Origin of the sequence: Roseibium sp. Sym1 (assembly GCF_027359675.1) — a bacterium.
Classification (GTDB): Bacteria; Pseudomonadota; Alphaproteobacteria; order Rhizobiales; family Stappiaceae; genus Roseibium.
The window spans coordinates 3,841,565-3,866,683 of record NZ_CP114786.1; the positions used below are offsets into that span (position 1 = coordinate 3,841,565).

Sequence of the window (25,119 nt, forward strand, 5' to 3'; positions counted from 1 at the left end):
CGGAGACCGAGCCTAACGGATTCGCCAGGCTCTGGGAGCCGCCTTACCGGCTCGCGGCCGCCAAAGCCGTTCCGAAGCCGACAAACAGGGTGCCGGTCACCCGCCGTACCCACAGCATCCGCCTGGCAGAGGTCAGGAACCGGCGCATGTGGCCGCCGGCAAAGGCGATCGCCGCATGATTGGCAAAGCAGAGCGCCGCGTAGGTCACCGACAGGATCGTGATCTCCGCGAGGTCGATGCGGTCCGTGCGCATGAACTGTGGAAAGAGCGCGGTGATCACCAGGATCGCCTTGGGATTGGTGACCGAGACCAGCAAGGCTTCGAGAAACAGTTTCCAGCCGCTTTTCCGGGCGGTCAGAACACCGTTCTGGAGCTGAAACGTGGTCTTGTCCCGCCAGATTCTGATCCCGAGAAAGATCAGGTAGGCGGCGCCGATGATCTTCAGCACGGTGAACGCGATGGCCGAGGTTGCCATGATTGCGCCGAAGCCGAGCGCGACGGCAAAGCCGAGCACCACCAGGCCGAGCGCGTTGCCGCTGGCCGAAGCAAGCGTCGCGTTGCGGCCGAAGCGCAGCGTGTTGGACAGCGCCAGCATGACGGCGGGGCCGGGACTGATCGCAGGCAGAAGGGAAACGGCGACGAACAGCAGCCAGAGATCGACGGGCATCGGGCAATCCTCAAAGAAGTGGCCAGAGGCGGGGCTGGCCGGGCAGGTTACAAGCGCATGTCAGGGCAGGAGACGGCCGTCGCGAACGGCCTTGTCGAGCAGGTCGCGTGCATAGGCCCAGAGCGTTGGGAAGGGGGCGAGGCGGTCCTCCTTGGTCCGCCGCATGGTTTCCGCGGACAGCGGTTCGTGGGTCGGGTCGGGCTGTCCGGACGCGAACACCAGCACCATCGGATGCAGTGCGTCCATGGCATTGGCGAAGCGGGCTTCGGTTGTCTCGCAGGCTTCGAATTCGAGCCACAGGTCGTGAAACTCCCGGGCCTGTGTCTCCGGCAGCAAGGCGAACAGGCGCTCGGCGGCAGCCTGTTCCCGTTCCTTGACACCTTCCCGGTTGTCGTCGGTCACCCAGTGATCGCCGGCATCGATCTCGACCAGGTCATGCACCGCGAGCAGGCGCACCACATGGGCAATGTCGGTACCCGCGGGGGCATGGTCCGCGAGGGTCAGCGTCTGCAGGATGACGTGCCAGCAATGCTCCGCCGTGGTCTCCCGCCGATTGCCGTCCGCAAGGTGATTGAGCCGGAGAACGTCCTTCAGCTTGTCCGTTTCCAGGAGAAAGGAAATCTGACGTGTGAAGCTGTCGTCCATTCAGATCTCGCCCATCGCCTTGCGGAACCGGGCGACGCTGCCTGCGAAGCCGTGGATCAGCGCGTCGGCGGTAAAGCCATGGCCGATCGACATTTCCCGGATGAAGGGCGCGCGGGCCAGCATCGGCGGGATGTTCTCGACCGTCAGGTCATGGCCGGCATTGACGCCAAGGCCGCAGTCCCGTGCGGCTTCCGCGGTGGCGACCACCTTGTCGAGTTCCCTGGCCGCCCTGGCCGGGTCGTCGTAACAGGCGCCATAGGGCCCGGTGTAGATCTCGATCCGTTCCGCGCCGAGACGGGCAGCATGCTCCGGGGAGGCCGGATCCGGGTCGCAGAACAGAGACACCGTGACGGCCCATTCCTTCGCCGCTGCGATCGCCGTTTCGAGCGCGCCGGTGTCCTTGGAAAAATCCCAGCCATGGTCGGAGGTTGTCTGCTCCGGATCGTCGGGCACGAACAGCACCTGTTCCGGCCGGGCGTCCTCGACGAGCCTCAGGAAGTCGGGTGCGGGATAGCCTTCCAGGCACAGTTCCTTGTTCGGGAACCGGTCCTCGATCAGGTCGGACAGTTCGAAGACGTCGCTCTTGCGGATGTGGCGCTCGTCGGGGCGAGGATGCACGGTGACGCCCTTGGCCCCGGCTTCCATGGCGATCGCGGCCAGGCCCGTCACGCTCGGCCAGGGCAAGTCGCGGCGGTTGCGCAACATGGCGACGGCATTGACGTTGACGGAGAGACGCGAAACGGCGGACATGGCTGAGGATCCGGTGGAAGCGGTTGCGATCAAACTTGAAGGGGTTGGGTCAGGATCGCAAGATTGTTCCAAAAACCCTTGAAGTCAAACAGGATATTGTCACTAGAGACAATGTTTTTCGCGCCGTTTCCGCGTCCCGGTCCATCTTCTCTCAGGCCGCCGCGCGGGCGTCCGCGAAGGTATGAATGCGCCGCATCGCCTCGCGCAGGTCCTCATCGGGCACGGTCAGGGCAACCCGGATCAGGTCGGGGGCATTTTCGCCGAACGAATTTCCGGGCATGACGGCAACGCCCTGTTCCTCAAGAAGCTTCCAGGCGAACTGTTCGCCGGAAAGGCCCGTTGCGGCGACGTCGATCATGATGAACATGCCGCCGGTCGGCCGGCCGGGCTTGAGGGCCGGGCAGCCGGCCAGTTCCGCAGCGATCATGCCGGCGCGGGCGGCGTAGCTCTTGCGCATGCGCTCGGCGGTGTCGAACGTGCCGCGCAAGGCGGCCTCGGTCATGTCGGCGATGAAGGGCTGGTTGCCGAACAGGATGGTTTCGGAGATCGGCAGGAGCCGGGTGCAGAACTCTTCCGGCCCGACGGCCCAGCCGCTGCGAAAGCCGGTTGCCGCGAAGGTCTTGGAGATCGACGAGGTGACGACCGTGCGGTCCCGCAGGTCCTGAAATTCGATCGGCGAGGCGAACTCGCCGTCGAAGATGAGGTCTTCATAGACCTCGTCGCAGACGATCCAGAGGTCGTGGGTCCGGGCGATCCGGCCGAGCTGCGCGATGGTCTCCCTGTCGAGAAGGGAGCCCGTCGGGTTGTGCGGCGTGTTGAGCAGAAGCACGCGGCTGTTTCCGGTGACGGCCTTCTCCAGGTCCTCGGGGCGCATGACGAAGCCGGTATCGATGCCGAGCGGAACCGGCTGGAGAACCGCGCCGGAGGCCCTGATGACCCCTTCATAGGTGGCATAGTAGGGATCGCCGACCAGCACGCCTTCACCGGCATCGGCCAAGGCCGTGATCACGGCGTAGAGCGCGGTCTGGGTGCCCGGGAAACACAGGATGTTGTCCGTGGTGATCTCCGGAAACCGTGGCCGGTATTTCTCCACCAGTGCTTCCAGCAGGCCGTGTTCACCACGGCCGTTGGAATAATGCGTCCGGCCCCTCAGCATGGAGGCGTGGCAGGCTTCGATTAGCGCCGGGTCGACCGGAATGTCCGGCTCGCCGATGGTCAGTTCGATGATCTCCGTCCCGTCCCGCTGTTTTTGCCGGGCAGCATTGTGCACGGCCCATTTCTCTCCCCCCAGATCCGCGAGGCGATCGGTGATTGCGGCATAACGCATGGAGTCATCCTTGTTCGTCTGGAGCTGTGACGGGGCCGGCGAGGCTGCCGGCGGGCAGGCCGAGCAGGCGCTCGCCGGCCTCGATGATCAGGCCGGGCAGGATGGCACGGCTGTAGAGCCCGGAATCGAGCGAACCTTCCATCCACAGGCCGTCAATGAGGCCGTTGAGTGCAATCGCGTGGCGGCGGCAGACCTCGCCGCCATGGGGCAGGCCGTGTTCTTGAAGCACAGGCTCGATCAGGGTTTCGAGCAGGTTGAGGAAATCCCGGTAGCCTTCGCGGTGAATGTCGGCAAATTCGCGTTCGTACTTGACCCGACCGATAAAGGTCGCCCAGAGCGAGACCTTGTCCTCCGACAGGTTGGGCGTGGTCAGGTTGGCCAGCAGGAACTGCCGGAGCTGCAGGCCGGATTCGCCGCTCGCCTGCCGCGCCCGTTCCCCGGCCCCGGAGGTCAGCTGGCCGACCAGATAGGCGTAGGCATTGGTGATCAGCTCGTTCTTGCTGCCGAAATAATGGCGGACCATGCCCGGTGTAACGCCGGCTTCTTCCGTGATCCGCCGGACCGTCGCGCCGGTCAGTCCGTATTGCGCGATACAGACCAGCGTCGCCTCCATGAGGCTGCTGCGGCGGAAATCCTGGGACAGGCGCTGGAAGTCTTTTCGGCTCATAGCGGGTCTTCGAAATGCCTCGAGGTTAGTTATACAAATAGATAACAAGCAGGCTCAGTAACCGCGCCGCCGGTCTATGGCGAGGCTCGGGACGCTCCCGCCCAGAAGTTCCTTCGCGCTCGTGAGCACCTGCTCGCGGACGATGCTCGGCGTGGAGTCGCTGGCAATATGCGGCGTGATGCGCAGGCGCTTGTCGTTCCAGAACGGGTGATCGGCGGGCAGGGGTTCCTGCCGAAAAACATCGAGGCTGGCACCGGCGAGGCGTCCGCTGTCCAGTGCCGCCATGAAATCCATCTCGTGGAGATGCTCGCCCCGGCCGATCTGCACCAGCCAGCTGCCCTCGGCAAGCCGGCCGAACAGGCGGGCGTTCAGGATATTCTCGGTTGCCTGTGTCAGGGGCAGGACGTTGACCACGATGTTCGCGCCCTCGGCGGCCCGCAACACGGCATCCGCGCCGGCGACATAGCCGACACCGGCGAGCGGATCGTCGGGAATTGTCCGGCAGGCAACCCGCACCGTGAACCCGAGCGCGGCAAGCGCGCGTGTGACCGACTTGCCCATCGTGCCGTTGCCCAGAACGGCGATCGTTGTGTCTCTTGGGGGAGCCATCGGCAGCGGCGCCCAGTCCTGCCGGTCCTGGCTCTCCTTGAGCGCCGCGAAATCCCGCAGGACATGCAGCACTTCATGGGCGGTATAACCTGCCATGAGCTCGGCCTGGTGCGGGTCGCGCACCCGGCACACCATGGCGGTTTCGTCCAGGCCCGGGTGACCGAGCAGGGCGTCGACGCCGGCGCCGATCGACATGGCCATCTGCAGGTTGGGATAGGGAGCGAAGGCGTCCGTGTCCGGCAGCCAGCAGACCGCGAAGCGGATCGCGTCCGGGTCGCTGACTTCCTCCGGTTCAAACAGCCGCACGTCCGCGTCCCGGCCGCTGGTCTCCAGGCCGTAGAAGGATTTCAGGTCCATGTTGCTGCTGAGGAGAACGCCGCTGATGGTTTCAGTCCGTTGCATGGCTGTCCTTTTGCATTGCTGTCCTTTTGGTCCGGGTTCGGCTTCCAGGCTCCCGGCCGCCCGGGACAGGAATTTGCATTTGCCCTTTTGTTTTAGTTATACAGGTGTATATCAACGAGTAAAGTCCGGTGGTCGTCGTGGCAATTTCGCCAAGCTGCCGGGCAAGATCAGGCAAGAGGTGGAGCGATGCTGGAAGCCGGCAAATTGGCGGGCATGAGCCCGGCGGAATACGAGGCGCGGGTCGAGCTGGCCGCCTGCTACCGGCTGGCCGCGCATTACCGGATGACCGATCTCATCTACACCCACATCACCGCCCGGGTTCCGGACGAGCCGGGACATTTCCTGATCAATCCCTATGGCTACCTGTGGGAGGAGATCACGGCGACGTCCCTGGTGAAGATCGATGTGGACGGCAACAAGGTCGGCGACAGTCCCAACCGGGTGAACCCGGCCGGCTTTACCATTCACAGCGCGATCCATCGCAGCCGGCACGATGCCGCCTGGGTGATGCACACGCATACCCGCGCCGGTGTCGCGGTCTCCAGTGTCGAGGAGGGCCTGTTGCCGCTGAACCAGATCGCCCTGCAATTCTACGGCCGTACCGGCTATCACGACTACGAGGGGATTGCGCTCGACCTGGACGAACGCGACCGGATCACGAAGAGCCTCGGCGCCCATCCCGCGCTGATCTTGCGGAGCCACGGTCTGCTGACGGTCGGGGAAAGTGCCGGGCAGATGTTTTCCAACATGTTCTATCTGAACCGGGCCTGCGAGATCCAGGAAAGCACCCTGGCCATGGGGCTGACGCCTCTGGTGGTGGAAGACGATCTGGCCAGGCACGTGACGGCGCAATACGACCAGATGGCGGTCGACGACGGCGATCTCGTGCTGGAATGGGATGCCCAGATGCGGCTCGCGGACCGGCTCGATCCCGGTTTCAGGGATTGAGTCCAAGAGGCGAATGCGCGGATCAAAAGCAGTGTTGCGCTGCCAGAAAAACGGAGCGTCTGCCACTGTTTTATTCGAGCAAAATGGGGTGCTTCGGGCATTTTTGCGCTTTGATGTGAATGGTGCGAAGCAGCAATAAAATCGATGATTATTTGGTACTCCTGCCTAATATATGAGCGGGCCGGTGCTTGACGGGGCCGTGTCCGCTGCATAGCATTTTGGTATTCACAAGCCTGCCGCACGTGGCAGGAGCCGTCTTTTCATCCTGAAAGGGGCGGCGTTCATGGACCGTCACCCCGGTTCTCAACGGCGTACCGTTTCGCCGGGCCGGGGTAACAGGCAGGGCCGCATGCCGGGTCGGTGCGCTGATGCACCGGTCATTCATGGCAGGGGTTCCGCCGGCTGGCCACACCCGTTGGTGGCCGGTTCAACCAGACAAACACCTTTCCGGTGGAATTTCCGGTCATCCGGAGCGTTTTCACCGGCAGCCAACAGCCGCTCCAATCAGGTCCGGCACCGGATCGCTGTGTCTGCAGGCGCAGCGTGAAGCCCGCGTGCGTCTTGTTGATGTTGCGCGTTGCGACCTGGGACGGGGTGTGTGAGCCAAGGAGACACGACATGCAGATCTCGAACGCGATTGATTGCAACGGCCTTTCGGAAGCGCCGACCGTATTGCGGATCAAGCAGGCGCTGGTGGGGCAGGAGGACAAGGCTCTTCCTATCGACATTCTGGTCGGGGCGGATTGCGACTGCGACCGGTTGACGGCTTCCCTGGGCACCCTGGCCAAGGACATCCGGTTCGTGGCGCCTTCGGCGTAACCTTCCTGAACCGGATTTCAAAGACAGGGCAACGCCGCTGCCGGCAGTGCCCTGCGGAATTATCAAAACAATGACAGTCCGGCCCGGATCCTGCCGAATGTGCAGCCGGGCCAGAAAGAAAGAGCATGACTGCAACAGCAGAACCGGACACCCGAACGCCCCAGGTGGCCCCCGATGCCGCTTACGTCCTGACGCCGGAGGTTCCCAGCTTCGCGTTCGATCCGACCGACCCCTGGACCGAAACCTTCCAGAGGGGACTGGAACGCGCAGACCTTGCGGGCAAGCGGATCTACGAGGTGGGGATCGGCACCGGTACGAATGTCGCTTTCCTGTTGCGGCTGTGCAAAGCGGCTTTGGTCTCGGGCAGCGACCTTGATCCAAGGCTTGTCGAGTTGGCAGAACGCAATGTGCGCAGCCTGGCACCGGAGGAGGCCGACCTGTTCCATCCGATACGCGGCGCCGTCAGCCTGATCGACACCGAAGAGGCGATGGCGCAGATCGCGCAGACGGATGTCGTCATCGGCTGTCTGCCCCAGGTCGGCGACCCCGGCGACAAGCGCCTGGCCGCCTTCCGCGAAGCGCAATCCGTGGAACTGACGGAAGGCGCGGACGACAAGGCCGATGATCACATCGCCCATTATTACCCTTGGGCCGCCTTTGACAGCTACCCGTTCAACTCCGTCGGTCTCGGTCTCAACGAGGCCTTGCTTCAGCGCGTGCGCAAACAGGCACCAGGCGCCCAGGTGGTGATGAATTTCGGTTGCCGGATCGGTGTGCCGATCCTGTTCCAGCTGTTCGAGGCCTGCGGTTACAAGCCGGAAAAACTCTATTCCCAGATCGTGCGCCAGGACGCCGGAACCGATATTTCCTTCTTCGTCATGCTGGAAGAGGCGTTGAAGGGCACCGGTCTCGAGCGCGATTTCGTCTGCGCGTTCTTTGCCGACAAGGACGGCAGGAAGCCGCTTTCGGCGCGCGCCGCGCAGGCTCTCCTCGACGAGGACCCAGAAACCCCGCTCTTTCATGAAGTCTGTGTTATCCGGGGGCTGCCCGTCTGACGGGAGTCTCTAGGCGGCGACAGGTTCCAGCCAGCCCCGGTAATGGACGAGCATGCCCGCGCCGGGCACCGAGACCTTCACGTCAAAACGGAACCGTCCGTTATCGGCGAATTCCAGAGTCTCGCTGACCGGAAGCAGCCGGCGCGGCAGCGGGACGTTAAGGAGATAGCTGCGGCCGACCGGGAAGGCGAGGCCGCCGTCCTGCCGTTCCAGGAAGATGTCGAAAGCCATCAGGCCAAAGCGTTCCTGGACCACACCGGATCCGGGCGCGCCAGCAAGGCCGAGCACCGTTTCGAACCGCTTGCCGCCGAAATTGCGCTGCCAGACTTCGATGTCCCCGCACCGTTCGATGGTCACGTTGACCGGCGTTCGTTCCGCCCGCGGCGGAAAGCCGAAGATCCCGCAGAGCAGCCTGGCCAGGAAAGAAGAGCCGCGCGTGACCCTGGCCTCACCCGACCAGACATGCCTGCCCTGAACCCGATGCAGTGCCCGGACCGGTTCCGGCAAGGCGTCGAAATCCGGGCCGAGGGCCTGCCGAAACAGGGCGTCGTGGCGGCCTTCATCCGTCAAGCAGGCGTTCCTTCAGGTCGGCTGAGGGCAGCGGGCAGGTGCGCCGGCCGAGGCGATACCGGTTCTGGGCGATCCGGTCGTAGATCCAGTTGGCAAGACCATCGGGCAGAAGGTCCAGCAGGGTGAGAGCCCGCCAGGGCCAGCCGAGGCTGCGCATCGCAGCCGTGAAGGACGCCATCCTGGTGTAGGCGCGGCCCTCGAAAAGAACGATGTTGGTTTCCATCCGGTCCGGATCGAGGCCATGGTGCCGATAGAGCGCGCGGCCCTTGGGCGAATGGGCGTCGACAAACCGGAAACCGGCCTTTCTGTCGTGTTTCGCCATGAAACGGGCAAAGCCCGAACAAAAGACACAGATGCCGTCAAAGACGATCAGGTTGCCCTCCGGCAGGTCTTTTGCGGCGGCATCCGTTTCCGCGGGCGAGCTGTCGGACGTCGTGGACATGGTGTGCTCCGGATGGCGGGGAACCAGACAGGTCATGATGACCCTGGTGTTGTGAAACCGCGAGGCCGCAATTTGCCACAGCGGCGGCGGTGTTCAGGTGGTCTCCAGCCGGAATTTCAGAAATTCCGCACCCGCATGCTCGACCGTGCCGATGCGCTCCGCGCCCATCCTGGCCAGGGCGCCGAAATGCTTTCGGCTGGGTGCCAGCAGAAAGGTGACATAAGGAATGCGGTCGTCGGTTCGTGCAAAGGCAAGCGCCTGGCGGGCGATGCGGGCGCCCAGGCCGAAGGCGTCGGGCGTCAGCACCAGCCCGAAATCCCATTCCGGGCCCTCCTTCTGGAAACCGCCCCAGCCGACATAGCGTTCGCCGCAGAAAATGGCCCAGTGGCCGAGGCCGTCACGCTGCCAGCAGGCTTCCTTGGCGGCCACGAATTTTGCCACCATGTCGCGGTCCCAGGTGAAGGTCTGCAGCGGCAGGTGCTCGCCCACACGCGGGTCCGACATGTGAGCAAGGAGTGTTTCGGGGGCGATGTCCGTCAACCGGCGGAAGTCGATCCGGCCGGAGGCCTTGGGGGTCATGTGTCTCGTGTCCGTATCGTCCAGGGGGCGGCCATAGACACATGCCCGAACCGGGCGATCAAGCAGGGAACGGCTGGCGGGCGATCACGATTGTGTGGCTTCGTCCGGTGCCTCGGGTTGCCGGCAACGCCGCCCGAACTCGATGCCGGCAACGGCGAGAGCAGGTGAAAGTGCTTCACGCCCTGTTTGCGGGCGAACGAAAACCGCGCATATCTTGAGGCCGGGGACTGCGGGCCTGTACAGTAGTTATGCGGAATTTCCCGGCGGCGAAGTTTGCCTTAAAAGGCTGCTGGGCGCCTCGGGTCCAGTTGCCGGGACACGAAACCGTTTTTGGTGTCGTGTCTTTCAGAATCAATGCATACGTTGCAGTCAGAGCTCAACTCCGGAATGTCGATGTCCACCTCCAACGTCCTTCTCCTGTTCGCCCAGGCAGCCGTCTATTTCACCGTCATGATGAGCCTGCTCAGGGCGCGCAAGGCGATCGGCATCGGCGTGTTCATGTGCGCGCTGGGCGTGATGCACTTCCTGGAGACCTATCTCGCCAGTGTCTTCTACATCCAGCTGCCTTTCGGCATCGTCTCGCCCGGCTCGACGGTGCTCTTCTCCGGCAAGCTGCTGATGATCCTGCTGCTTTATGTGCGCGAGGATGCCCTGGTGGTGCGCCAGCCGATCTACGGCCTGCTGATCGGCAATTTCCTGATCGTTGCCCTGGTGATGATCCTCAGGAACCACGAGACGGTCGACGTCACCAACGGCCACAGCCCGGACTTCGCCTTCATCGACGAGATGGGGCTCCTGATGGTCTGGGGCACGCTCCTGCTCTTCATCGACAGCATCCTGATCATTGTTCTCTACGAGCGGCTCGGCGACTGGCTCGGGCGGCATCTGGGCCTGCGCTTCCTGATCTGCGGCGCGGTCGTGCTGACCTTCGACCAGGCCGGGTTCTTCCTGGCGCTGCATTACGTGTCCGGCGCGCCGGGGCATGTCTTCTTCGGCGGCTGGGCCGCCAAGATGGTGGCGACCGCCGTCTATACGGTGCTGTTCATCGTCTACCTGAAATATTTCGACACCGAGAAAGGCTGGCTGACCAACCGGCCCTTGCGGGACGTCTTCCAGGTGCTGACCTACCGGGAGCGTTATCACAAGCTTCTGGAGGCCTCGATCCGGGATCACCTGACCGGGGCGCTCGATCGCAGCCAGTATGACGAGAATGCGCCGAAGATCCTGGCCCGGAACCTTCAGGAAGGCCGGCCGGTGTCGATGCTGGTGATCGATATCGACCACTTCAAGCGGGTCAACGACCGGCACGGCCACCAGGCGGGCGACGAGGTGCTGAAGACCGTCGCGCGGCTCCTGACCCAAAACCTGCGCACCGACGATCACCTCTACCGGGTCGGCGGCGAGGAATTCGTGCTTCTGTGCGAGAAACTGCCGGCCGATGGCGCGACCTCGCTGGCCGAGCGGCTGCGCAGGGCGATGGAACGCTTCAGCAAGATCTACCTGCCGGAAACGATCACGGTGAGCATCGGCGTCTCCTCGGCGCCGGACGACAGCGACACGCTCGAGGGCCTGTTCAGGACCGCCGACCGCCGGCTTTACGAGGCCAAGGAAAAGGGCCGCAACTGGGTGGTCGGGCCGCGCGTCGAGGCCTGAGGCCGGAACGGTGGCCGGGCGTGACGCACCGGTGTCCGGTTGAACGCGGCTCGGTTGCAACAGGTCCTTGATTCATTGTCGATATTTACGCTTCTCCCGATCCGGGACACGCAGCGCCTTACCACTTGCACCCCTCTCTCCCCTTGAGGGGCAGGGCAATCGCATTTGACCAACGTCCTCTCCGCAGTCGCCAAATTTACCTCTCCCACTGGGAGAGGTCGGACCGAAGGTCCGGGTGAGGGGGCAGACTTTTCTGCAGGTCACAGGCGTTTGTTCCCTCACCCCGACCCTCTCCCACAGGGAGAGGGAGCCATGCTTTGCCAAATGCGATTGCCCTGCCCCTGGAGGGGGAGACTGGAACAAGTGGCGAAGCCTGTTTGCGCACAGAGGATCCTGCCCAACCGGACACCAGTGGGCGTGACGTCACCAGACAGACAGTCCCGTGAGACGTTTGTCCCGTGGTTGCGCTTCGGCTGGCCGGGACGACACGGGGAGAGGCGTGTTGTCGTCCCTCACTCTGCCGCGTAGAGCGCCCCGGTCTGCGTCTTCAGGAACGCTTCCAGCGGGATGTCTTCCTGGCGCAGAAAGCCGTGGCCGGGAAGCTTGCCGTCGCGGACCATTTCAATGACGGCGACGACGGAGGCCGATGTCGTCCAGGCAATCGCCGTGCGCCTCCTGCCGCCGATCTCGATCGGCTTGTAGGCGCGCACGAATTCCTCGCGGCGCGGACGCCCGTCAATGGTGCCTTCGGAGGCGACATGCACATAAACGACGTCGTTGTCGGTGGGCGGCTTGGCATGGACCAGGATCTCGCCGGCCTCCCGGCGCCGCTCGCGCATCAGGAGTTCGTGGAAGAAGAAGTTCATCAGCGCCGCGTGTCCGGGATAGCGCATGGTCTTGTAGTCGATATTGGCGACCTTGCCGAGATAGGTCTCGCACATGGTGCCGAGGCCGCCGGAGGTGGTGAAGGCCTCCAGCTTCATGCCGTCGATATAGATGGCCTCCAGCCATTCCATCGGCGAGACCCATTTGCGCACGCCGTCCTCGATCACCTCGCAATCGTTGAGATATTCGTTGACGACCCCGTCCGGCGACCAGTTGAAGGCATAGCCCATCAGCCCGGTCGGGTTCTGCGGCAGGGCGCCAACGCGCATGCGGCAGGACCGGCATTCGTCAAAGTCGCCGATCTGCTTGGCGCCGACAATGCCGACAAAACCCGGCGCCAGGCCGCATTGCGGCGCCATCAGGCCTTTTGAGGTGGCGCTCATCTCGATAATCGCCCTGGTGGTCGGCACGTCCTCGGTCAGGTCGAAATAGTGGATGCCGGCGGCATGGGCCGCCGTCGCGACGCCGACATTGAGCTGATAGGGCAGGCAGGAAAGCACCGCGTCGACGCCGTGAACGAGTTTTTCCAGGCTGTCATAGGCCGTCAGGTCTGTCGATTGAACGTCAAACGGCAGGTCCTCGCGCGGGGCGTGCTGGTCATGGGCGATGACCTCGAAGCCGCTTTGGTGCAAAAGGCGCGCCGCCAGCGCTCCGACCTTGCCAAGACCCAGGACCGCGATTTTCTTCATGTTGTTCTCCTCGGCAGGGTTCGGAACTCCGCCCGGTCTGTCCCTGCCTCATGGTTCCCCTGTCGGCTACTTCAGGCCCGCGTCGCCGTTCCCGCCTGAAGTGCCTGTCGATCCCATTAGGAGCTGATTTGGCGTCAAACAAAACGGCAGAAAATTTTGCAAATCGGGAATAATATGACAAATTGACAAATCATTGCCGCCGCCCATCTGTCCGCATTGGAAACCCGAAATGGACGATCTCGACCACCGCCTGCTGCACCTTCTGACCCGGGACGCACGGATGTCCGCGACCGACCTTGCCGACAGGCTCGGCGTCTCGCGCGGCACGGTGCAGAACCGGATCGACCGGCTTCAGCATCAGAAGGTCATTCACCGCTTCACGGTCGAGCTCGGCCAATCGGAGGAAGACCACCAGATCAGCGCCTTCACCCTGATCCGCCTCACCGCCGACGACGGCCGCGCCACCCAGGCCGCGCTCCGCCGCATCGAGGCAATCACCGACATCCATACCTTGAGCGGCGCGTTCGACCTCGTCGCGGAGCTCAGGGTGCGTTCGCTGAAGCTTCTGGACAAGACGCTGGACGAGATCCGGTCCTTGCCGGAGGTGGCGGAGACGCAAAGCCATATTAGGTTGTCGTCGGCGGGGCGGTGAGGGGCGGATTGGGGACGCGAGGGGACTGGCTGCTTGCGGGTGTCAGTGCACCTGAGCCGACTTTCTTTGGGACAATTTCGGCGGTAGTTTTCGGCCCATAGCCGACATTCACACGCTGATGTGATGCTGCGGTGCAGCCCGACGAAGCCACCATTCGTTGCGATTGCTCGTACCAATATCCAACTTGATGACAGTTGCCCTTGCAATTGGAATTAAACTGGCATGACGCATACAAACTCTTAAAACAAATGTGCTTTGCTGATTTTCTTAATTCAGAGACAAATGATGCTGTTGAGCCATGTCCAAAATTTTAGCAGTAATATCTTTGATGGCTACCCCATTTGCTATCTTTTTTACTTTTGGCTGGAAAGGTTTACTAGTCGCAATTTTGGCTCTCGTTGTGTATGCACTTGTAGATTTTCGACGCTTTAGAAGGGAAGAAAATTGGCGAAAGATCCCGTTAAATCAGGCGCTACGAAGTTTTGGCCGCTACAATTTTTCTTTGGCAAACACGTTTGGCAGGGAAGTAAAGATAGATCCCGTCACAATAATTCCTGATAGCTTTTCACCGAAAAAAAAGGATGAAACTCTTTATATCATTTCACAATATGAGGGCCTTCTATCGAAGTTTGAGAGTGCTGTAAAAGAATTTGAACAAAACATGAAGCTTCGAAAAGGATCCAGTGTATCTGGTGAAGAATTTTTGATATTTATCAAGGAATTAGAAGAGGCTCTTTGCCGTATCAAGGCGGAATATTCGCCAAATTTTTCTTTAGAACAGAGTCGCTCTGCTTTTTTCGACGAACTTGTTAGCAAGCTAAATATTGGGGAGGATTTCAGAGGAGACTACCGTTGGGGAGCTCCGCAAAATGTAAAGAAAGGCAAGCGTTTTTATCTGCAGCAAGGATCGCTCGATTTGCTGTATTTTGAAAGTTCGTCATCGGACAAAATGTGGATCACTGTGGGTGCACAAGAACTAGACATTTCAGATTTTTTACCAAGTCGTATCGACGAATGCATTTCAAGAATAAAAGAGATCACCTCTTAAACGACGTTTGAGGGAGACGCAGCATCGGCCCTTTCTCGACCTCCACCTGACGAAATGATGCCGCGACGCAACCTGCCGGATCCGCCATTCATTGCATCTGCGAAGACGGTTGGCTGCCAGATGCCGGCAATGCGGGCTTTGTTGCCTCTTGCGGGTCCATTCGAATTTGTCTTAGCTGAAGGCTATGCAAATGATGACCACTGCTCAGGCGCAAAACGAACTGGATAGGCATCTAGCGGGGAGCCGGAAAGCAAGGCACTCGCAGATCGTGTCACATTTGATGAAGAACCTCGCCGAAACCAAGCGACAAAACGCAGAGCTGTGGGAAGTCGTTGGGCTGTGTCACGATCTCGATGACGATGTGACCAAGAGCAATCGGCAGCTACACGGGATTGTCACCGCAAGGTGGTTAGAAGACAGATTGCCAGAAGAGGCGCTTGAAGCGATCAAAGCACACGACCACCGAACGGGAATTCAGTCTCATACGGAGCTTGCCGATGCGCTGAAGCTAGCCGACGCACTGGCAATCGCAGCCGAGGATGCCGGGCGGGAATTTATCGCACAGATCCACACGGACAGCGGCTGGCAAAATCTCTCCGCCCGTTTGGCAAACGACAGACCATATCTGTGTCCGATCATTGCCGAGCTTGCTGGTCGAATGAACCTTGGCAACTCTGATTTGGTTCGCATGTTCGAAAAGGCACCGCATTTGTGAACGGTCAATGAGCTCTAAGCGGCCTTGACGCGGTACGGCGCTCCAGTCCTGACTTGGCTGGTGCCTGGTCGTCATAAACGGCCCAATGTTGCCCTTGGTGCTTGGTGCAACAAATCACAGCATCGCGCCTGCGCGCTGCACAAATTGAAGCTTTAGATGATCCAGTCAAAAACGAGAGAAAACTCTGGGCAATTTTTGTCGTGAGTTTGTGGCGCATGGGTTCAACGGATGCCCCATTCCCTCGTCTGCCAGAACGTCACTCGGCCATTCAGAATATTGACACAAATTGAGAGTTGCAGGATCTTTGTTCTACTTTTAATTGCGTATTTTTAGGAGACGCGCCCATGGCCGACGAATTCAAGGTCAAATCCATTGACCTCGACAAAGTCGCTGAAACCTTCCGGTTCCCCAAGCTTGAGCCGGACACCGACTACTCAACTGATCTCTTGCTAGAGGCCATCACAGCGGTCATCAAACGCTCGTCAGGCGGGGCGGTGACAGTGGCTGTCGCACAAGCGGTAATGGGGCTGGCAAGCGTGATGATGCAAAGCGGGATGATGTGTGACGACAGCGACACCGATCCGCCCAGCCCCATGGAACCGCGCTATCGCGACGGCAAGGTGGTCTTCCGCTGCAAGCATACACCCGCGCACGAATTCGAAATCGACGTCTGAGGCCCGCCATGAAAGCCCTTGCGGAATCTGTTCCGGTTTTTCTCGGCGTCGTGCTTGGCCTCGGGTTGTTGTTCTCAAGCCTCAGCGGCGGCGCAATCTTTGCGATTTGTCTGGTTCTAGGCCTTCTTGGCTGGGGGTGTTCAACGGCAGCTGAAGTCCAGTTGAAAGAGAACCCGGTTCTTGCGGTGCAGATCTGGCAGGGGGAGGTCATGTTTCCCGTTGGCCTGATTGCCCTGACCACGGCGCTGTCCACATGGCTGGGGCTCAATCTGAAAGAGCTAATCGACAAGCTGCCGGTCTGGATGCTGTCGCAAGAAGAAGTGACAGACGAGTTCAAAACCTTTTCTAAGGTTCTGACGGGGGCGATCAACACACTGATCGCGGCGCTTTGGCTTGACAACTCCAAGGATGCCGACAGCAAGCTCTGGCCCGCCGGTCAGATCAAACAGGCCTTTGAGCACGCCTTCCGTGCGGATGTGAACCGGCTCAAAACCGAAAAGAAACCGTTTCATGACCTCGAAGATGCTATCACTGGCAATCCGGACGAGTGGCGGTTTCGCGAAGCTGTGAAACGGGCGCAAATCGTTGTCAAAGAGAGGTCAAATTAGATCGCAGTGACCAACAGTGAGCCGATCCGGATGATTGCGATCCCGTTGCAAGTAATCTGATTTCATTCGCAATTAATGTGAGTTTACCAACCCGGGTAGATGCACTTAGTTCGAGCGAAAATCCGGGATGATTGCAATCCGAGCCGCGGATAAATGCAATTCGCTACATTTTACGCTAAACGATGAACACTCAACCGCCTCCTCCCGAATGGGGAAACGATCCCCTCACGCAGTACCTCGACGCTGCTCGCCGGAACCAGTTCGCCACGTTCGCTAATCGGCGGCCTGTGGTCAGAGATCTAATCGACATCGACGGCATGTTCCGCAAGCTACTGAACGGGGGAATCGACCCCAAGCCGCTCTTGCCGATGGGGTTTCTACTGCGAGCGCACTCCGCATACCTGACCGCTGTGGGTGCGGTCATGGCAGGGCAGCTACACGAGCTGCAGCCGCTGCTCCGAGCCTGTCTTGAGCAGGCAGGGTACGGACATTTCATCGGCAACGACCAAGCCCGGTGGGAGCGGTGGATGGACCGCCACGAACCGCGCAGTCGCAGCCAGCAGGACAAGTGGAAGAAGGAATTCACGCATGGCGCCGTGTCCCGTCACCTAACGGCAGCCGATGCTACACTGGGCGGCACATACACGCAGCTCTACGACCAGACGATTGACTATGGAGGGCATCCCAACGAGCGGGGCGCGTCCATGAGTTCCGACATCGTTGACCTGCCTAACGGTGGGAAGCAGTGGCTCGCGATATATCTGCATGACAATCAACTGCTTCTGGACTTCAGCCTGAAAATGACCGCACAGGTTGGTCTCTGCGTGCTGCGCATTGCAGAGGTGATCTATCCGACGCGGGTACAGGCGTTGGGCACCTCATTCAGGTTAGACGATATGTGTAAGAGGTACTGAGACGGACGTGATGGCCAACACTCGAGGCTATGGCGTCAGGCAGAGCGCAGTATGATTGGAAGGGTGTTTTGGTCTACGAATGGCTGCTTTTGCCCTGCTGAGGCATACCCCGAGCACTTGCAGCGAATTCACACTTCCCGCCCTTTCATGACCTTCGCACGTCGTGCAACGAACGGCAGCTTTGCAGATTGGGCCAAAATCCTACGAACGACAGCCTCGGCGACGAATGCAACCACTGGCCTTGTCGCACTTCGAGGCGGGTTCGCAAGCCAATCGGGCTGGTGATCCCGATTGCGGGACACAAAAGCCCCGGCGTCTCCACCGGGTTTTTTCAATTCAGCAAAAAGCTTCGTTCCCTCACACCCGGTTGAGCAAACGTGCCCTTAATGGTGTTCGGCAAGGCCCGGGTCTCCCTCAGGATGCTGACCGGGTCCTCGTTGCGGCTGTCGACGTCGAGCACCACAAAGCCGACGTCATGGTGGGACTGCAGTTCCGGACGAAGATGTCGAGCTTGTGCCGGGGGAAGAGGTCGTTCAGCGTGCGCATGGCGCCGCGTTCGTTTTGGTGGACCTGGATGAAACGGGGCCTGTCCGTGCCCGTTCCCTGATCAGATTGCCTGAAACACCATGATCGATCAGGACAGGTCACCCTGAGCGTCCGGTTCTCCGACCTCGATGATGTGGCCGTCGGGATCGCGGAACCGGAAGACACGGCCTCCCCAGGGTTCGCGGCGCAGCGGATGGATGAGGTCGACCCTGTCCCGGAGGCGGGCAAAAGCCGCGTCCAGGCTGTCTTCGTCCTCCACTTCAAAATAGAGAACCAGATTGTTCCTTCCGAAGCCTGTGGGCCCCGGTTCTTGTTCGGCGTGGCGCCTAGTGTTGTCTGCCGCCGCGGCCCCGTACGTTGCCGCGAGGAGGGAGGTTCCCTCATGCAGGGCGAAACCGCCGGCGAAAAGGACGAAGTTGCCGTGATCGGCAATGATCTCAAGTCCGAGCATGTCGCGGTAGAAGTGCCTGGACCGCTCCATGTCGGTGACAAACGGCAGGGGGTTCACGAAGCGCATCTTGCCGCTGGATGCCTTTCCGGGGTCACTCATGACGCAGGCTCGCGTGCCTGGTCTGTTGCCTGCGTGACATGGTCGACAAAGTGGAGCAGCAGCGGATTGCTGTCCCTTGTCCGCCAGCACAGGCCCACCGGCCAATGCGACGCGGGGCCATCCAGCTTCTTTCGATCCGTCCGGCCCCCGAGAGCCGCCGCTCCGTGCCAGGGAAGCATGGCTGCTCCCAGCCCGGCGGCGACGACGGAATGCACGGTCAGGATGTCGTCGGCCTGCTGAATGATCCGCGGCTTGAAGCCGTTGTGCCCGCACCAGAGACCGATCTGCGCGTCGAGGCCCGGTCCGCGCGGGGACGACAGTTTCACAAAGCCGAGGTCGTTCAATTCAAACAGCCGGTCTTGCGGGGGGATGGTGGTGCCGGGGGGAACGACGAGCGCCAGGTGTTCCGTCAGAACAGGCACAAACGACAGGTCGTCCGTATTTTCCGGTGCCCTGCAGAAACCGAGATCGAGACGGCCGGCAAGGATGCGTTGATGCTGCGTGGTCGACGACATGTCGTTCAGCGTGATCTGGCAATCGGGAACCGCCTGCCGGAAACGGGTGATCAGGCGAGGCGCGGTCGCGAGGGTCGAGATGCCGAAGGCAATGGTGAGGTGACCTGTACGGCCCGCCATGGCAGCGCGCATCTTTGCGCCAAGTTCATCGCCGTGCCTGAGAAAGGGGCGTGCTTCCTTCAGGAGCAGCTCGCCCAGCGAAGTGAGGCAGGCACCGTGCCGCCCACGTTCGAAGACGGCCCCGCCGACGCTGTCTTCCAGAGCCTTGATCTGCTTGGAAAGCGTCGACTGCGTGACATGCAGTTTCTCCGCCGCCCGGCCGTAGTGACCGGTTTCGGCGAGTTCGACGAACGCGTGCAGCAGTTTCACTTCCATTCCAAAATCGACTTTTTATCGTAGAAAATTTCATTTTACGAAAGAATTGCCGGCTGTCAATCTGACCTGGAACCATAGGAGCAGAATGATGACGTTGAGGGTTTCTTCCGTACAGTTTCAGCATCGGGCGGGCGACAAGGCCTATAATCTGGAGCGAATTGATCAACTTTCGCGCTCGGCCGCCCGGGCCGGCAGCCGGCTTGTCGCCTTTCCGGAAATGTGCATTTGCGGCTATTGGCATGTCCCGAAACTCGATGAAGGGGCATTGCGCCTGCTCGCGGAACCGCTGGCAGGCCCGGCGATCTCGTTTGTCGCGCGATTGGCCCGGGAGCTCGGCATGGCGATCGGCGCCGGGTTTCTGGAACTCGGCGACGACAGCGGGCTCTACAATTCCTATGCGGTCTGCATGCCCGATGGCCGGATCCACCGGCACCGTAAACTGCATGCCTGGGAACATCGCCTCATGTCGAGCGGTGACACCTATACGGTCTTCGACACACCCTGGGGCATCCGGGCGGGCATCCTGATCTGCTGGGACAACAACATCATCGAAAATGCCCGCGCGACCGCGTTGCTGGGCGCGGAGATGCTGATCGCCCCTCACCAGGCAGGTGGCGGGCAGTCCGCGAGCCCGCATGCCATGAAACGCATTCCCGTCGAAAAATGGATACGGCGTCTTGAAGATCCCGAAGCGATGGAAGCGGAGATCCGGGGACCCAACGGCCGGGAATGGTTCATGAGGTGGTTGCCGTCGCGGGCTCACGACAACGGCATGTTTCTGGTCTTCAGCAACGGCATCGGCCAGGACGAAGACGAGGTTCGGACCGGCAACGCCATGATCCTCGACCCTTACGGACGGATTGTGGCCGAGACCTGGGAGGCGGCCGACGCCATCGTGACCGCCGATCTGGACCTCGATTTGCTCAACAAGTGCACGGGGCAGCGCTGGCTGCGTGGACGGCGGCCGGAACTCTACGGTGCCTTGACCGAGCCGAACCCGAACGGCCTTTCGGCGATGGACGCGCGCTTCTCCGAAGCGCCGACACGCTAGGCTGTAGTGACAAATTCCCGATTGGCAGCGCCGCCCGAAAATCGGGTCATTTCAAGGAGCATGGAGGACGGACATGCGGGGTATATCCGACGACATGCGACGCAGAAATGACGCAATTTTCGGACGGCCCCTTCGGGGTTGGTTCAGGATCGTCCCTGAAGGCGTTGGAAATGCTCGAAAGTGCGCTGCACTTCCTTGCGCTTTCCGCCTGTTCAGGAACGATCCTGACCCCAACGATGCCAGTCGTTAACTTCTCACTACAGCCTAGAAAAGCCAGTCATCGACATGATCCTTGCAGGGGACATCGGCGCTACGAAGGTCCATCTCGGCTTGTACCGGGAAAGCGACGGCGGGCTGCGGGCGGTACGTGACGCCCGTTTCGCGGTCAGGGAGTATGACGGGCTAACCCAGGTGGTCCGCCGGTTTCTCGGGGGAGCCACGGTTTCAGGCGCCTGGTTCGGCGTGCCGGGGCCGGTCAGCGAAGGCCGGGCCCGGATGGCGAACCTGGCGTGGCCGGTCGACGGACGTGCTCTTCAAGAAGAGCTTGGTCTTCGGAAGGTCGGCATCGTCAATGATCTTGAGGCGGCCGGCCACGGCCTTTGCAAACTGATGGCCGGCCAGTTGGTCACGCTCAACGGGGGCGAAAGCCGCCCCCATGGCGCCGTGGCCCTGATCGCGGCGGGAACCGGACTGGGAGAAAGCTTCCTGACCTTTGACGGCACGGCGCATGTGCCGCATCCCTCGGAAGGCAGTCATGCGGACTTTGCGCCCCGCAACGATGACGAAATCGACTTGCTGCGCTACCTGAGGCGCAAGTATGGCGGCCGTGTCAGTGTCGAGCGAGTTGTCAGCGGCCTGGGCCTTGCGAATATCTACGCATTCTTGCGGGACGAGCGGCGCATGGAGGAACCCGGCTGGCTCTCGGACGAACTGGCCGCCTCCGAGGATCGCAATGCCGTCATAACAGCTGCGGCGAACGCGGGAAGAAACGCCCTTTGTGAGAAGACCCTGGAGATGTTCGTGTCGGCCCTGGGGGCCGAAGCCGGTAATCTCGGGTTGAAGACCTTGTCGACCGGAGGGCTCTACATCGGTGGCGGAATTGCGCCCCATATTGCAGAATTGCTGAAAGAGGGGCACTTCCTGCACGCGTTCACCGACAAGGGACGGCTGAGCCACCTGCTCATGGACATGCCGGTCCATATCATAACGGACAGCGACGCCGCCCTGCTGGGCGTTGCGGCCTGTGCGGAGGCCAAATGCGGTGACCGTTAGGTACTGAAGTGACGGAGACACAGAGCCGTATCAGGTGCGCGCCGGCGGGGCGGTGAGGGGCTGGAAGCGGACTGGCCGCTTCAGACCCCCAGGTCCCGCAGGCCTTTCTCGAGCGTTTCGCGGGCGCTGTTCTCGGCAAAGGGGAAAGACGCGAAGAAAACTTCCGAGCTGATTGCCGGATCCGCCTGTTGCGCCCGTGCAAGCCATCGCCGTGCGTCGGCATCCTTGCCGACAAGGTGCGAGGTCAGCGCCGCGATCAGCGCGATATGCTTGTGTGCGCCGGGCATCAGCGCGGCTTTCACGGCAAGTTCCTGTGCCCTGTCCCTGTTGCCGAGCTGCAATTGCACCAGCGCGCGTGCCGACACCATGCCATAGGCGAGCGGGTCGAGCGGGCTGAGGTCCAGGGCCAGCGTGAGATCGGTATCGGCCTCATCCGCCTTGCCCGCCATCACGCTCACCAGCCCGCGTGTGTAGACGCCCTGCGCGAAACTGGGGCTGAGGCTCGTCGCCCGGTCGAACCAGGCGATCGACTCTTCCAGCCGTCCTTCGAGCCAGGAACATCGCCCGACATTGAAATGGGCAAAGGGATCGAGACGGTCGGTCTCCACGGCCTGCTGAGCCAGTGTGCGGGCCTGTTCCACCTCCGCCTCGGGGTCTTCGCCGAAGCGCATGAAGGCTGACTGAAAATGCGTGAAGGACAGCCCGCCCATGGCGCCGGAAAAATAGCGGTCGCTCTCCAGCGATTGTGTGAACAGCGCAGCCGCGCGGGCGTTGTCCTGCCGATTGAAGCGGTACATGTGATCCAGACCCAGGTGGAAGCACGCCCATGCGTCGAGTTCTCCCGGAGCGCGTCTGCGCGCGATCCGCACTTCGTTCTGCGGGATCTGCACCGCCAGACTGGCGACCACATGGCTTTCGATTTCCGGCCTGAGCTGGTGCAATTCGGTCAGGTTGCCGCGGTATTGTTCCACCCAGATCGTGCCGCCGCTGGTCATGTCGATCAGCGAGACGCCGATTGTGACGCTTTCGCCCGATACTTCGACCGTGCCGGTGAGGCCGTAGCGCACGCCGAGCTGCCGGCCAATGGACAGCGGGTCCACATCGTGGCCGCGAAAGCGGAAGCTCGATCCGCGTGCGATGACGAACAGCCAGTGCAGGCGTGACAGATCCGCAATGATGTCGGCGGGCAGGGCATCCGCCACAATCTCATGCCGACCCGGTTCGCCAAAATACTGGAACGGCAGGACGGCGATGGATGGCCGCCCGTCGCGCGCGCTCTTGAGCACGTCCTCGATTGCCGGGGCGGCCTGCTCTTCGGTCATCAGGCCGGACCTCGCCGGGCGGGGCTTTTCCAGAGTACCGGTTACCCCGGTTTCCGCGACAAACCGGAACCCCTTGCCATGGATGGTACGGATGACTTTTTGCGCGCTGCCGGTGTCCCCGACGGCCCTGCGCGCCACCTTGATCCGCGCAGCCACCGCGGTTTCGGAGACGATCCGTCCGTCCCAGACATGCTCGATCAGTTCGTCCTTGCTGACCATCCGGTCGCGGTTTTCCGCCAGCAGCAGCAGGAGGGAGAGCACCTGCGGCTCAATCGCCACACGTTCGCCGTTGTGGCGCAATTCGAAACGTGCGCCGTCCAGTTCATATCCGTCAAAGGTGAACACCAAGGCATCGGCTCGCGGCACATGTTCCCCTTTCACCGAAAATCTTCATGAAAAGGTCAGTTATATTCATGCCTCCGTCAAGCATTGCCGGAAGAGGGGGCGTATCTCTTGGTCATCGGAGACAGCCGATCATGGCTTGCACCGCTGAAACACCAACCAGGAGATTTGAAATGCCTCTCGTAACGATTGATGTCATCAAGAACGTTTTCACCCCCGAACAGAAGCACGACCTGATCGAAAAGGTGACCGAAGCCATGGTTGCCGTGGAAGGCGAAGCCATGCGCCCGGTGACCTGGGTCCGCATCATGGAAGTCGAGCAGGGTGACTGGGCCATTGGCGGCCAGCGCCTCGGGGCAGCTGACGTCCACGCAATGTCGGGCAAGAAAGTCGCCTGACCCTGACCAGGCTTCGGCGTCTTAACGTGAAAGCCCCGGCCGATGGCCGGGGCTTTTCTATTCTGCGAGGCTGATCGCTCACACCCGGTTCAGCAACCGTGCCCGGATGGTGTTCGGCAGGGCGCGGATCTCTTCCAGGATGCTGACCGGGTCCTCGACACGGCTGTCGACGTCCAGGACGACGTAACCGATGTCCTGGTGAGACTGCATGTACTGGGCGAAGATGTTGAGGTTGTGCCTTGTGAACAGGTCGTTCAGCGTGCGCATGGCGCCCGGTGCGTTGTGGTGGACCTGGATGAAGCGCGTCGCCTCCGTGCCCTTGGGCAGTTGCACCTGCGGGAAGGAGACCGCGCCGATCGTGGAGCCGACATCGGAATATTCCACCAGCCGCTTGGAGACTTCCTCGCCGATCCGGTCCTGGGCCTCTTCCGTCGAGCCGCCGACATGGGGCGTCAGGATGACGTTGTCGAGACCGCGCAGCGGCGAAACGAATTCGTCCTTGTTGGATTTCGGCTCGACCGGGAAGACGTCGATGGCGGCGCCGGCCAGGTGGCCGGATTTCAGCGCGGCGGCGAGGGCGTCGATGTCGACCACCTTGCCACGGGCGTTGTTGATGAGAAAACTGCCCTTCTTCATCTTGGCGATTTCATCGGCGCCGAACATGTTGCGGGTCGCTTCGGTGTCCGGGACGTGCAACGAGACGACGTCGGAGGCCTCCAGCAGGCTGTCGAGGCTCTCGGTCGGGATGACATTGCCGTGCTGCAGCTTGTCGACCAGATCGAAATAGATCACCCGCAGGCCCATGGCCTCGGCCAGGTTGGAGAGCTGCGTGCCGATGTTGCCGTAGCCGATGATGCCGAGCGTCTTGCCGCGCACCTCGTGCGAGCCGGTGGCCGTCTTCAGCCAGCGGCCCTCATGGGCGGCGGAGGATTTCGGGAAGACACCGCGCATCAGCATGACGATCTCGGCGACCGTCAGTTCGGCAACCGAGCGGGTGTTGGAAAACGGTGCGTTGAAGACCGGAATGCCGCGGGTCAGGGTGCCGGTGAGATCGACCTGGTTGGTGCCGACGGAAAAACAGCCGACGGCCACGAGCGACTTGGCGGCTTCCAGGACTTCCTCGGTCACCTGCGTGCGCGAGCGGATGCCGAGGATCTGTACGCCCTGCAGCTTCTCGATCAGCGCGTCCTTTTCCAGCGCGCCGGCCAGGACTTCCACATTGGTGTAACCGTTCTTTTCAAGAACCGCGCGCGCGGTCGGCGAGATGCCTTCCAGCAGCAGCCAGCGGATCTGGTTTTTCGGCCGGGAGAGACCGTGCATCATGGCGGAATGCCTTTTGATCTGTTGGTGTGGAGAGCGCTGATTCAGCGCCTTTGACGCGCGTGTCGTATACGCGCTCAGCCGTGTCGCGTCTAGGGTTGAACGAGGGA

Annotated in this window: 27 protein-coding genes; 13 read left to right on the forward strand and 14 right to left on the reverse strand. The window is 61.5% G+C overall.

Features of this window, described 5'->3' with window-relative positions; genetic code table 11:
- Nucleotides 1–43: 43 nt before the first annotated feature.
- The 6 genes from O6760_RS17420 to O6760_RS17445 form a co-directional block, all read right to left on the reverse strand.
- Nucleotides 44–667, reverse strand: coding sequence for a LysE family translocator (locus O6760_RS17420; RefSeq protein ID WP_269580985.1), 624 nt, complete (start codon nt 665–667; stop codon nt 44–46).
- Between the two features lie 60 nt (nt 668–727).
- The gene (locus O6760_RS17425; RefSeq protein ID WP_269580986.1) at nt 728–1,312 is read right to left on the reverse strand and encodes an HD domain-containing protein; all 585 of its coding nucleotides are present in this window, start codon (nt 1,310–1,312) and stop codon (nt 728–730) included.
- Nucleotides 1,313–2,062 (reverse strand): pyridoxine 5'-phosphate synthase, encoded by a 750-nt coding sequence (locus tag O6760_RS17430; RefSeq protein WP_269580987.1) that lies wholly within the window; start codon nt 2,060–2,062, stop codon nt 1,313–1,315.
- 151 nt (nt 2,063–2,213) lie between these two features.
- The gene (locus tag O6760_RS17435; RefSeq protein WP_269580988.1) at nt 2,214–3,389 is read right to left on the reverse strand and encodes a pyridoxal phosphate-dependent aminotransferase; all 1,176 of its coding nucleotides are present in this window, start codon (nt 3,387–3,389) and stop codon (nt 2,214–2,216) included.
- A gap of 4 nt (nt 3,390–3,393) precedes the next feature.
- Complete coding sequence (locus O6760_RS17440; protein WP_269580989.1) at nt 3,394–4,056, reverse strand: TetR family transcriptional regulator C-terminal domain-containing protein; 663 nt, start codon at nt 4,054–4,056, stop codon at nt 3,394–3,396.
- A gap of 54 nt (nt 4,057–4,110) precedes the next feature.
- Nucleotides 4,111–5,067, reverse strand: a complete 957-nt coding sequence (locus tag O6760_RS17445) for an NAD(P)-dependent oxidoreductase (protein ID WP_269580990.1) — start codon at nt 5,065–5,067, stop codon at nt 4,111–4,113.
- 213 nt (nt 5,068–5,280) lie between these two features.
- Here O6760_RS17445 and O6760_RS17450 point away from each other — a divergent pair, with 213 nt between their 5' ends.
- The 3 genes from O6760_RS17450 (at nt 5,281) to O6760_RS17460 (ending at nt 7,889) form a co-directional block, all read left to right on the forward strand.
- On the forward strand, nt 5,281–6,015 hold the full coding sequence (locus tag O6760_RS17450) for a class II aldolase/adducin family protein (RefSeq protein WP_269586295.1): 735 nt from the start codon (nt 5,281–5,283) through the stop codon (nt 6,013–6,015).
- Nucleotides 6,016–6,633: 618 nt separating this feature from the next.
- Nucleotides 6,634–6,834, forward strand: a complete 201-nt coding sequence (locus O6760_RS17455; RefSeq protein ID WP_269580991.1) for a hypothetical protein — start codon at nt 6,634–6,636, stop codon at nt 6,832–6,834.
- Between the two features lie 125 nt (nt 6,835–6,959).
- Nucleotides 6,960–7,889, forward strand: coding sequence for a hypothetical protein (locus O6760_RS17460; protein ID WP_269580992.1), 930 nt, complete (start codon nt 6,960–6,962; stop codon nt 7,887–7,889).
- Nucleotides 7,890–7,898: 9 nt separating this feature from the next.
- Here the strand turns inward: O6760_RS17460 and O6760_RS17465 are convergent, their stop codons facing one another.
- The 3 genes from O6760_RS17465 to O6760_RS17475 all read right to left on the reverse strand — a co-directional run bounded on the left by O6760_RS17465 (nt 7,899) and on the right by O6760_RS17475 (nt 9,480).
- Nucleotides 7,899–8,459 carry a DUF4166 domain-containing protein gene (locus tag O6760_RS17465; RefSeq protein ID WP_269580993.1) on the reverse strand — a complete coding sequence of 187 codons (561 nt, stop codon included), beginning with the start codon at nt 8,457–8,459 and terminating at the stop codon, nt 7,899–7,901.
- Entirely contained in the window at nt 8,449–8,901 is a 453-nt protein-coding gene (locus O6760_RS17470) for a thiol-disulfide oxidoreductase DCC family protein (protein WP_269580994.1), read from the reverse strand. Before O6760_RS17470 ends, O6760_RS17465 begins: the two co-directional genes overlap by 11 nt.
- A 93-nt stretch (nt 8,902–8,994) precedes the next feature.
- A complete protein-coding gene (locus tag O6760_RS17475; protein WP_269580995.1) occupies nt 8,995–9,480 on the reverse strand; it encodes a GNAT family N-acetyltransferase in 486 nt (161 codons plus the stop codon).
- Between the two features lie 393 nt (nt 9,481–9,873).
- Between O6760_RS17475 and O6760_RS17480 the strand changes: the two genes are divergently transcribed.
- Entirely contained in the window at nt 9,874–11,133 is a 1,260-nt protein-coding gene (locus O6760_RS17480) for a GGDEF domain-containing protein (RefSeq protein ID WP_269580996.1), read from the forward strand.
- 512 nt (nt 11,134–11,645) lie between these two features.
- Here O6760_RS17480 and O6760_RS17485 read toward each other — a convergent pair.
- Nucleotides 11,646–12,707, reverse strand: coding sequence for a saccharopine dehydrogenase family protein (locus O6760_RS17485; protein WP_269580997.1), 1,062 nt, complete (start codon nt 12,705–12,707; stop codon nt 11,646–11,648).
- A gap of 229 nt (nt 12,708–12,936) precedes the next feature.
- Between O6760_RS17485 and O6760_RS17490 the strand changes: the two genes are divergently transcribed.
- The 6 genes from O6760_RS17490 (at nt 12,937) to O6760_RS17515 (ending at nt 17,318) form a co-directional block, all read left to right on the forward strand.
- Nucleotides 12,937–13,359, forward strand: a complete 423-nt coding sequence (locus tag O6760_RS17490) for an Lrp/AsnC family transcriptional regulator (RefSeq protein ID WP_269580998.1) — start codon at nt 12,937–12,939, stop codon at nt 13,357–13,359.
- Between the two features lie 298 nt (nt 13,360–13,657).
- On the forward strand, nt 13,658–14,407 hold the full coding sequence (locus O6760_RS17495) for a hypothetical protein (RefSeq protein ID WP_269580999.1): 750 nt from the start codon (nt 13,658–13,660) through the stop codon (nt 14,405–14,407).
- A 190-nt stretch (nt 14,408–14,597) separates the two neighbouring features.
- The gene (locus O6760_RS17500) at nt 14,598–15,122 is read left to right on the forward strand and encodes an HD domain-containing protein (RefSeq protein ID WP_269581000.1); all 525 of its coding nucleotides are present in this window, start codon (nt 14,598–14,600) and stop codon (nt 15,120–15,122) included.
- Nucleotides 15,123–15,466: 344 nt separating this feature from the next.
- The gene (locus O6760_RS17505; RefSeq protein WP_269581001.1) at nt 15,467–15,796 is read left to right on the forward strand and encodes a hypothetical protein; all 330 of its coding nucleotides are present in this window, start codon (nt 15,467–15,469) and stop codon (nt 15,794–15,796) included.
- An 8-nt stretch (nt 15,797–15,804) separates the two neighbouring features.
- Nucleotides 15,805–16,404 carry a hypothetical protein gene (locus O6760_RS17510; protein ID WP_269581002.1) on the forward strand — a complete coding sequence of 200 codons (600 nt, stop codon included), beginning with the start codon at nt 15,805–15,807 and terminating at the stop codon, nt 16,402–16,404.
- 182 nt (nt 16,405–16,586) lie between these two features.
- Nucleotides 16,587–17,318 (forward strand): hypothetical protein, encoded by a 732-nt coding sequence (locus O6760_RS17515; RefSeq protein WP_269581003.1) that lies wholly within the window; start codon nt 16,587–16,589, stop codon nt 17,316–17,318.
- 634 nt (nt 17,319–17,952) lie between these two features.
- Here O6760_RS17515 and O6760_RS17520 read toward each other — a convergent pair.
- Nucleotides 17,953–18,381 (reverse strand): VOC family protein, encoded by a 429-nt coding sequence (locus O6760_RS17520; RefSeq protein WP_269586296.1) that lies wholly within the window; start codon nt 18,379–18,381, stop codon nt 17,953–17,955.
- A gap of 29 nt (nt 18,382–18,410) precedes the next feature.
- Nucleotides 18,411–19,304 (reverse strand): LysR family transcriptional regulator, encoded by an 894-nt coding sequence (locus tag O6760_RS17525; RefSeq protein WP_269581004.1) that lies wholly within the window; start codon nt 19,302–19,304, stop codon nt 18,411–18,413.
- An 88-nt stretch (nt 19,305–19,392) separates the two neighbouring features.
- Between O6760_RS17525 and O6760_RS17530 the strand changes: the two genes are divergently transcribed.
- Complete coding sequence (locus O6760_RS17530) at nt 19,393–20,355, forward strand: nitrilase family protein (RefSeq protein ID WP_332306231.1); 963 nt, start codon at nt 19,393–19,395, stop codon at nt 20,353–20,355.
- Between the two features lie 285 nt (nt 20,356–20,640).
- Complete coding sequence (gene glk / locus O6760_RS17535) at nt 20,641–21,627, forward strand: glucokinase (protein WP_269581006.1); 987 nt, start codon at nt 20,641–20,643, stop codon at nt 21,625–21,627.
- Between the two features lie 80 nt (nt 21,628–21,707).
- Here glk and O6760_RS17540 read toward each other — a convergent pair whose 3' ends face one another.
- Entirely contained in the window at nt 21,708–23,330 is a 1,623-nt protein-coding gene (locus O6760_RS17540) for a winged helix-turn-helix domain-containing protein (protein WP_269581007.1), read from the reverse strand.
- Nucleotides 23,331–23,464: 134 nt separating this feature from the next.
- Between O6760_RS17540 and O6760_RS17545 the strand changes: the two genes are divergently transcribed.
- The gene (locus tag O6760_RS17545; protein WP_269581008.1) at nt 23,465–23,689 is read left to right on the forward strand and encodes a tautomerase family protein; all 225 of its coding nucleotides are present in this window, start codon (nt 23,465–23,467) and stop codon (nt 23,687–23,689) included.
- 78 nt (nt 23,690–23,767) lie between these two features.
- On the opposite strand, the gene serA is transcribed toward O6760_RS17545, so the two are convergent.
- Nucleotides 23,768–25,012, reverse strand: a complete 1,245-nt coding sequence (serA, locus tag O6760_RS17550) for a phosphoglycerate dehydrogenase (protein WP_269581009.1) — start codon at nt 25,010–25,012, stop codon at nt 23,768–23,770.
- Nucleotides 25,013–25,119 lie beyond the last annotated feature (107 nt).

Excerpts from the sequence above, each read along its gene's own strand:
- O6760_RS17420 (WP_269580985.1), bottom strand. The coding sequence starts at position 667 with ATGCCCGTCGATCTCTGGCTGCTGTTCGTCGCCGTTTCCCTTCTGCCT.
- O6760_RS17425 (WP_269580986.1), bottom strand. The coding sequence starts at position 1,312 with ATGGACGACAGCTTCACACGTCAGATTTCCTTTCTCCTGGAAACGGAC.
- O6760_RS17430 (WP_269580987.1), bottom strand. The coding sequence starts at position 2,062 with ATGTCCGCCGTTTCGCGTCTCTCCGTCAACGTCAATGCCGTCGCCATG.
- O6760_RS17435 (WP_269580988.1), bottom strand. The coding sequence starts at position 3,389 with ATGCGTTATGCCGCAATCACCGATCGCCTCGCGGATCTGGGGGGAGAG.
- O6760_RS17440 (WP_269580989.1), bottom strand. The coding sequence starts at position 4,056 with ATGAGCCGAAAAGACTTCCAGCGCCTGTCCCAGGATTTCCGCCGCAGC.
- O6760_RS17445 (WP_269580990.1), bottom strand. The coding sequence starts at position 5,067 with ATGCAACGGACTGAAACCATCAGCGGCGTTCTCCTCAGCAGCAACATG.
- O6760_RS17450 (WP_269586295.1), top strand. The coding sequence starts at position 5,281 with ATGAGCCCGGCGGAATACGAGGCGCGGGTCGAGCTGGCCGCCTGCTAC.
- O6760_RS17455 (WP_269580991.1), top strand. The coding sequence starts at position 6,634 with ATGCAGATCTCGAACGCGATTGATTGCAACGGCCTTTCGGAAGCGCCG.
- O6760_RS17460 (WP_269580992.1), top strand. The coding sequence starts at position 6,960 with ATGACTGCAACAGCAGAACCGGACACCCGAACGCCCCAGGTGGCCCCC.
- O6760_RS17470 (WP_269580994.1), bottom strand. The coding sequence starts at position 8,901 with ATGTCCACGACGTCCGACAGCTCGCCCGCGGAAACGGATGCCGCCGCA.
- O6760_RS17475 (WP_269580995.1), bottom strand. The coding sequence starts at position 9,480 with ATGACCCCCAAGGCCTCCGGCCGGATCGACTTCCGCCGGTTGACGGAC.
- O6760_RS17480 (WP_269580996.1), top strand. The coding sequence starts at position 9,874 with ATGTCCACCTCCAACGTCCTTCTCCTGTTCGCCCAGGCAGCCGTCTAT.
- O6760_RS17485 (WP_269580997.1), bottom strand. The coding sequence starts at position 12,707 with ATGAAGAAAATCGCGGTCCTGGGTCTTGGCAAGGTCGGAGCGCTGGCG.
- O6760_RS17490 (WP_269580998.1), top strand. The coding sequence starts at position 12,937 with ATGGACGATCTCGACCACCGCCTGCTGCACCTTCTGACCCGGGACGCA.
- O6760_RS17495 (WP_269580999.1), top strand. The coding sequence starts at position 13,658 with ATGTCCAAAATTTTAGCAGTAATATCTTTGATGGCTACCCCATTTGCT.
- O6760_RS17500 (WP_269581000.1), top strand. The coding sequence starts at position 14,598 with ATGATGACCACTGCTCAGGCGCAAAACGAACTGGATAGGCATCTAGCG.
- O6760_RS17505 (WP_269581001.1), top strand. The coding sequence starts at position 15,467 with ATGGCCGACGAATTCAAGGTCAAATCCATTGACCTCGACAAAGTCGCT.
- O6760_RS17510 (WP_269581002.1), top strand. The coding sequence starts at position 15,805 with ATGAAAGCCCTTGCGGAATCTGTTCCGGTTTTTCTCGGCGTCGTGCTT.
- O6760_RS17515 (WP_269581003.1), top strand. The coding sequence starts at position 16,587 with ATGAACACTCAACCGCCTCCTCCCGAATGGGGAAACGATCCCCTCACG.
- O6760_RS17520 (WP_269586296.1), bottom strand. The coding sequence starts at position 18,381 with ATGCGCTTCGTGAACCCCCTGCCGTTTGTCACCGACATGGAGCGGTCC.
- O6760_RS17525 (WP_269581004.1), bottom strand. The coding sequence starts at position 19,304 with ATGGAAGTGAAACTGCTGCACGCGTTCGTCGAACTCGCCGAAACCGGT.
- O6760_RS17530 (WP_332306231.1), top strand. The coding sequence starts at position 19,393 with ATGACGTTGAGGGTTTCTTCCGTACAGTTTCAGCATCGGGCGGGCGAC.
- glk (WP_269581006.1), top strand. The coding sequence starts at position 20,641 with ATGATCCTTGCAGGGGACATCGGCGCTACGAAGGTCCATCTCGGCTTG.
- O6760_RS17545 (WP_269581008.1), top strand. The coding sequence starts at position 23,465 with ATGCCTCTCGTAACGATTGATGTCATCAAGAACGTTTTCACCCCCGAA.
- serA (WP_269581009.1), bottom strand. The coding sequence starts at position 25,012 with ATGATGCACGGTCTCTCCCGGCCGAAAAACCAGATCCGCTGGCTGCTG.